This window comes from Pseudomonas sp. P7758, from assembly GCF_013386485.1.
Classification (GTDB): Bacteria; Pseudomonadota; Gammaproteobacteria; order Pseudomonadales; family Pseudomonadaceae; genus Aquipseudomonas.
This window is the reverse complement of the sequence record NZ_JACARS010000162.1, coordinates 1-5,609: the sequence shown is the minus strand read 5'-3', so window position 1 is coordinate 5,609 and position 5,609 is coordinate 1. Positions and strand designations below refer to the sequence as shown.

Sequence of the window (5,609 nt, the reverse complement as noted above, 5' to 3'; positions counted from 1 at the left end):
GGTCCAGAGTACGTTGATCAGTTTGTAGTACTGGAACACCGACTTGCCCTGGCTCTGCTGGGCAAAATTGGCCTGCACCGCGCCGTTAAGCGCCTGCAGTTCAGTGGGCAGCGGATGTTCCCGGGTGGTCTGCACGGGTTGGTCCCGTGGAAACGGCTCGGTGCAGTCGCGGTCCGGATGCTGCTGCTTGCACTGGATACGCGCCACGTTCGGCGTGCATTCGGGGCCGGTGCCGCAGTTCGGGTTGTTGAAGGCAAAGCTGTCGGGCGGCGTTTGTTGTGGCGGCACCTGGTTGGGTTCCGGCACGTTGTCTACCTGCTCGAAGGTGGTCCAGATGAAGTTGGGCGAGGCCTGGGTCTTGTTGATGATATGCAGGCCCACCAGGCCCACCACCTGCTGGGTGCACTGCAAGGTGGCCGGGTTTTTGAGCCAGGCGACGGTGGTCAGGTAACGTCCGTAGAGCTCGGGTTTGCCGGTGAGGATTCGCCATGCTGCCTTGACCTCCAGAGCTCCCAGTTGCTCCTGCGGCACCGGGTTGGGCGGCAGCGAGCGCATGGGTTCACCGATGGGCAAGGACAGCCCGCCGGGGTTCTGGTTGTCGAGGTTCTGCGCGACTTTCAGCTGGTTGGCCGCGTCGTACAGCCCTTTGCTGACGATGTAGTCGAACTCGGCCTTGCCGACCTTGCGTTCAAAAAACACCAGGTTCTGCGACTGGTCCGTCAGCCAGCCGCCGGAGGCTTCCATGATCGGGTCCGGAATCGAGGCCAGGGTGCCGCTGGACAGGTGAAACCCATGCCGCGCGTTGATCGCGCTTTCGGAGGTGGCGGTCATGAACTTGCGCGCCCCCACCGACATCGCCCTGAGGCTGCCCTGGGTGCTGCAATTGGACGGCACCAGGGTTTGCACGCCCCAGCCGGTGGGCGCGGGCGCGCCGGGCAGGAAGATATCGTTGGCGTCCTTGTAGCTGGCCCATACCGGCGCCACGCTCATCGGCTGCCCGGAGGCAGTCGGTACGCCGAATTGCGCCAGGGTACTGTTCATGTCCGGCTCACCCGCGAGGGCAGGTGTGGCTGGCCAACCGGGATTCACCGGCCAGTTCAGGGCAATGAACAACTGCCAGCCAAAGCAATTCATGAAGCTCTGGCCGGTGGCGTTGAAGTTGTTGATCGGCAGGAAGCCGCCGCTTTTCGGGTTGAACACCAACTGTTGCTGCACGCAAGCGTCGGCGTCGGAAGTGGGGGATGCGTAGGCGGCCTGCATGGCGAACAGGCTCAGCACCACACTGGTCAGCAGCGATAAAACACTCAAGCGTAACCTGGACATCATCGCGCTCCTTGCAAGCAGGTAAAGCCGCACCCTGGGTGGGTGCGGCTGATGGGCTGTATCAGTCAGGCGCCAGGCACCAGCGCCAATCCGGATTCCCATGGGTGTTCCGCCGCGCTGGGGTTATCGGCTTCGCCCGGGTTGAGGGCGCGCACTGTCACCAGCCCCGGTGCGGCAGTGGGGCTTACGGTGATGGTCAGCAGGTAGCCCTGGGTGCCACCGGAGTTGGTTTGCCCGGGGATGGCCGAGGCATCCGGCAGGAACTTTGTGACCTGCGCCGTCACCCCAGGATTGGAGAATTGCACCCGCGCCGTCTCGGCGGTGGTCTTGAGGTCGGCGCCTTGCACCACCAGGGCAAACTGCCCGCTGGTGCCGGGTGCCAGCCAGGCCGGCAGGTCGGTGGGTGACTGCCCGTAGAACAGGTCCAGCGGCAACAGCTGTACCGGCCAGGGTTGCACACCGTTGACCCGGTCCGTCACGCACGGGCAGGAATCCGGCGTCGGGCTGATGGGCGTGGTTGTCACACTCAGGCCCACCAGCAACTGCTGGGCAATCACCCACACGTAGTCGATCGGCTGGCCGCTGATGGTGATGTCGTTGATCGAAAACCCGGCGCTGACCGGCACTTCAAACACCGCTTGCAGAATCTGGTCGGAGCCGTTGGCGGCGGACTTGGCGGTGCCACGGGTGATTTTCCAGTACTGGCTGACGTCCTGGCCCTGGGGGCCTTTCCACGCCGAGAAGTCGGTGGGTTGTTGCAGGTACAGGCCGATGGGGTTGGTCAGCGACAGCCGGTTGTTCACTGCCACGCTGTTGGCCGAGAAACCGATATGCGGATCGGAGTTGCGGTAGTTCTGCCCGTATTGCGCGCAGCAGATCAACGCCTGGGAATTCTGGCTGCTGCTCAATGGCCGCAGGATGGTCGCCGCGGCAGCCAGGTACACCTCGGCGCTCAGGGTGTTGGGGCCGGAGGTCAGGTGCATCGCACCGCCGTACTGGCCTGGCACACAGGCGGTGCCGGCGTTCCATTTGTTGACGGTGTCGTAGGCCGGTTGACCGGTGGTGGGGTCGATGACCGGGTCGCCGGCCTTACCGGTCGGGCAGTCGGCGGTGTAGCGCAGGTACAGGTCTTCGAGTTGCACCTGTGGGTCGATGTAGTCGCGATACAGCCCCAGTACAGCAGTCGGATCGATGCGCCACATGGCCAGGAAATACGCCGGGTTTTCGCAAGTGAAGGTGATCTTGCGCATGTAGCCGTCGGCATCACGCACGATGGACCACTCGCAATATTCGTCAAGCCAGCCACGGGGGCCAGAGGGCGAGAAATCCTTGTACTTGCCTTGCCAGTCGATGCTCGGGCAGCGAGTGACGGGCAGTTGCAGCAGGGTGCCTTGCTTGTTCGGGTCGTAGAGCATGTACAGGGTGTTGTTGATCGTAATCTGGCCGTTGTCGGTCAGCTCCATCACCTGTTGCATGGACATGGCCTTGCCGCCCAACTGTGGAATCACCGCCGTGCCGTTGTTGTAGAAAAACGTCCACAGCCGATTGGGGAAGGGCGCCCAGGTAATCGCCGGCGGCGTTGTGGGGCCGTAGCCTTCCACCAGTGGGTTGTAATAGCCCGAGCGCGGCGCGTCATTGAGGCCCGACCACGGGTTGCCGATGATCGCAGACTGGGTCCAGCCGGTGAGGTCGTTGTTCCAGTCGGTTTCAAACTGCGGCAACTGGTTTTCCAGGCCCAGCTTGTTGTAGTCCTTGGGAGCTTGCCCGGCGGGAGAGGTGAATTGTTTGAAGGGTGTGCTCATGTCGATTCTCCAGGTGTTGTTGTGGTGGAAACGGAGCAGCAACCGGCACTGGGAGCAGGGCCGGCGACGGTTTGGCGCGGGTCGTCCCACACCAGTTGGGCGATAAAGCCAGGCAGCGGCGCGTACTCCTGCGGCGTCAACACCCGGGCACTATCGAGATGGGTCACCACCACGGATAACTGCGTGGTGTCAGTGGGGCGAAGGTTCAATGCGGCAGCAGTGCGCGCGGCATTCAGCGCGCGTGACACGCCATGGGTGATGCAGCGGCCCTTGTCATCCACCAGGCCCATGCCGATGCGACTGAAGCGCCCGACATAGTGCGGATTGTCGGCGCTCACCTGCTGCGGCGTGGCGTCGGGCTGGTTGAGGAATACGTCGATCAGGTAGGTGTCGTGGGTGCAGCGCACATGGTCGAACACCACCCACGGGCCCAGGCTTGCGGTTTGTTCCTGCGCTTGCATCGGCGTCGAACTTTGCTGGCAGCAGGCTTTTGCGGCCGGGCGGCGGGTGCCAAAGGGCGGTGCGACGGGCACACCGTAGTCATAGCCGATATGCCGACTGTCCTGGGCCATGTCCCCCAGGGTGGTGTAGCGCCAGGCGTCGGCACTGGTGAAGGTGACATCGTCGGCCTCGCTGCCGGCAAACGGCTGGAGCAGGCACTGGGTGGTGTACTGCGCTGCCGGGTGGGCGCGGATCCAGACCTCCAGCATCCGGTCGATATTGGCGTGGTAGGAGCTGAACACCGGGTCGAACGCGGTGTAGGCGTTGTCGGCCATGTCGCCGCCGATCCAGCCGTGATAGTTGTCGTGGGGCTGCTCGTAGAGCCCGTCGAAATTCAGCGCGCGGTTGGGGTACAGGTCATCTTCCTGGGGGGGATCAAACACCGGGATGTTCGCCCAGGGATAACCTGGCACTCCCTGGGGCTGGCTGAAGGTGTTGAACTTCAGGGCATCGACCACCTGTTGCTGGAAAATCCGGCTCATGCCGTACAACTGGGTGCGTTCGACGCGCTGCGTCTCGCCCTGGGTGTAGAACAGCGGGTTGCGTTGCACGAAGCGGCAGTCCACACCCGGTACCCCGGCCTTTTCACAGACCTTCGAACAGCCGTCCTTGGCAGCGGCGTAGCGCAACGGATTAGGGCGAACCTCGCCGGTGTGCGGGTGCACGTAGGTTTCATCGAGAAACGCCTGGGGCAAGCCGGCCTGGGGGCTGCCGTCGACGCTGGCGTCTTCGGCCATCCAGTCCCAGTAGGGGATGGGGCAGTCGATCAGCGCTTCCAGGTACAGCAGATAGGCCCGGTGCCACAGGGCAAACGCTTCCTGGTAATGCAGGCACCAGTTGGTGTGGATATAGGCGTAACGCTGCCACGGGGAGCCGCTGTCGGCGTTGGCCACCTGCATTACGTCATCGAGGCGTGAGCGGTACAGGTTCAGTTGTTCCTGTGTCAGTGCGCGAATGTCCTGGCGCACGCGTTTGACCGGGTGAGGCAGGTCGGGTGGGGGGATGCGTTCTGCCTCGTCGAACGGTGAGGCGGGAGTGAGGCGCCAGCCCTGGTTGACCCACAGCCTGAAGGTTTCCAGCGCGTCGATGGGCCAGAACTGCTGCTGGTCGAGGGTCAGCGGCATGCTGCGGGAGGCCAGGTGCTGGTAGATGGTTTCGGACCAGGTCTTGACGGAGGCGGGGTCTTCGAGGAATACGAAGTAGGCGTTCATGCAGCCCACCCAGGAGGCGGCGACGGCGGCGCGTTGCTCTTGGGGGATCCAGTAGGGGGCGCTGAATAGGCCGTGGATATCGGTGGCCCATGTCGGTTTCGCGACTATCATAAGATCCCTCTCATGCGGCCCCGGTGCCTGATTTGGCTGGGCTGCTAAGCTGGATTGATGTTAGTGCGCCACCGCGCAGGATTTGTGCAAATTGGTGGGTGTTTACGGTGGATTCATTGCAGTTTTTTCAAGGAAGATATGGAAAAAATGACAGATGCCATGGATTTGAAGATTCTGGGGAAATTGCAAAGGGATTGCAGTCAGAGTCTGGAGTTGTTGAGTGACAGTGTCGGGCTGTCTTCAACCAGTTGTTACCGGCGTATCAGGCGGTTGGAGAGTGTCGGGATCATCAAGGCCAAGGTGGCGGTGCTGGATGAGCGCAAGCTTGGGATTCAGGTTACGGCGTTCTTCCTGATCAAGCTTGATAGGGACAGCAATGATATCGACCGCAAGATGCAGCATATCCTGGCGAGTCATCCGGAGATTCAGGACTGTTATCTGCTGACCGGGGAGTTTGATTTTGTGATGGTGGCGAAGTTTCGGGATGCCACTGAGTACACTGATTATATCTATCGGTTTTTAGAGATTTATCGGGATATTCCGATTCGTACTTATTCGTCTACTTTGGTGGTGCGGACGGTTAAGAAGTCTTATGAACTGCCGTTGCCGGGGTCTTTGGTTTGAGTACATATCCGTTTCTTCGGTAACGGCCGCTTATGGT

At 61.8% G+C, this 5,609-nt stretch carries 4 protein-coding genes; 1 reads left to right on the top strand and 3 read right to left on the bottom strand.

Translation table 11 applies throughout. From position 1 onward, the window contains the following. The 3 genes from HX873_RS28410 to HX873_RS28400 form a co-directional block, all read right to left on the bottom strand. Nucleotides 1-1,323: hypothetical protein (locus HX873_RS28410; RefSeq protein ID WP_177123538.1), on the bottom strand; the 1,323-nt coding region annotated here is incomplete at its 3' end. Between the two features lie 65 nt (nucleotides 1,324-1,388). Then, the gene (locus HX873_RS28405; protein WP_177123537.1) at nucleotides 1,389-3,125 is read right to left on the bottom strand and encodes a hypothetical protein; all 1,737 of its coding nucleotides are present in this window, start codon (nucleotides 3,123-3,125) and stop codon (nucleotides 1,389-1,391) included. Next, nucleotides 3,122-4,948, bottom strand: coding sequence for a tyrosinase family protein (locus tag HX873_RS28400; RefSeq protein ID WP_177123536.1), 1,827 nt, complete (start codon nucleotides 4,946-4,948; stop codon nucleotides 3,122-3,124). Before HX873_RS28400 ends, HX873_RS28405 begins: the two co-directional genes overlap by 4 nt. Nucleotides 4,949-5,086: 138 nt before the next feature. On the opposite strand from HX873_RS28400, the gene HX873_RS28395 reads away from it, so the two are divergent. Then, nucleotides 5,087-5,572, top strand: a complete 486-nt coding sequence (locus tag HX873_RS28395) for an Lrp/AsnC family transcriptional regulator (protein ID WP_023658935.1) — start codon at nucleotides 5,087-5,089, stop codon at nucleotides 5,570-5,572. The last annotated feature ends 37 nt before the right edge of the window (nucleotides 5,573-5,609 follow it).

Excerpts from the sequence above, each read along its gene's own strand:
- HX873_RS28405 (WP_177123537.1), bottom strand. The coding sequence starts at position 3,125 with ATGAGCACACCCTTCAAACAATTCACCTCTCCCGCCGGGCAAGCTCCC.
- HX873_RS28400 (WP_177123536.1), bottom strand. The coding sequence starts at position 4,948 with ATGATAGTCGCGAAACCGACATGGGCCACCGATATCCACGGCCTATTC.
- HX873_RS28395 (WP_023658935.1), top strand. The coding sequence starts at position 5,087 with ATGGAAAAAATGACAGATGCCATGGATTTGAAGATTCTGGGGAAATTG.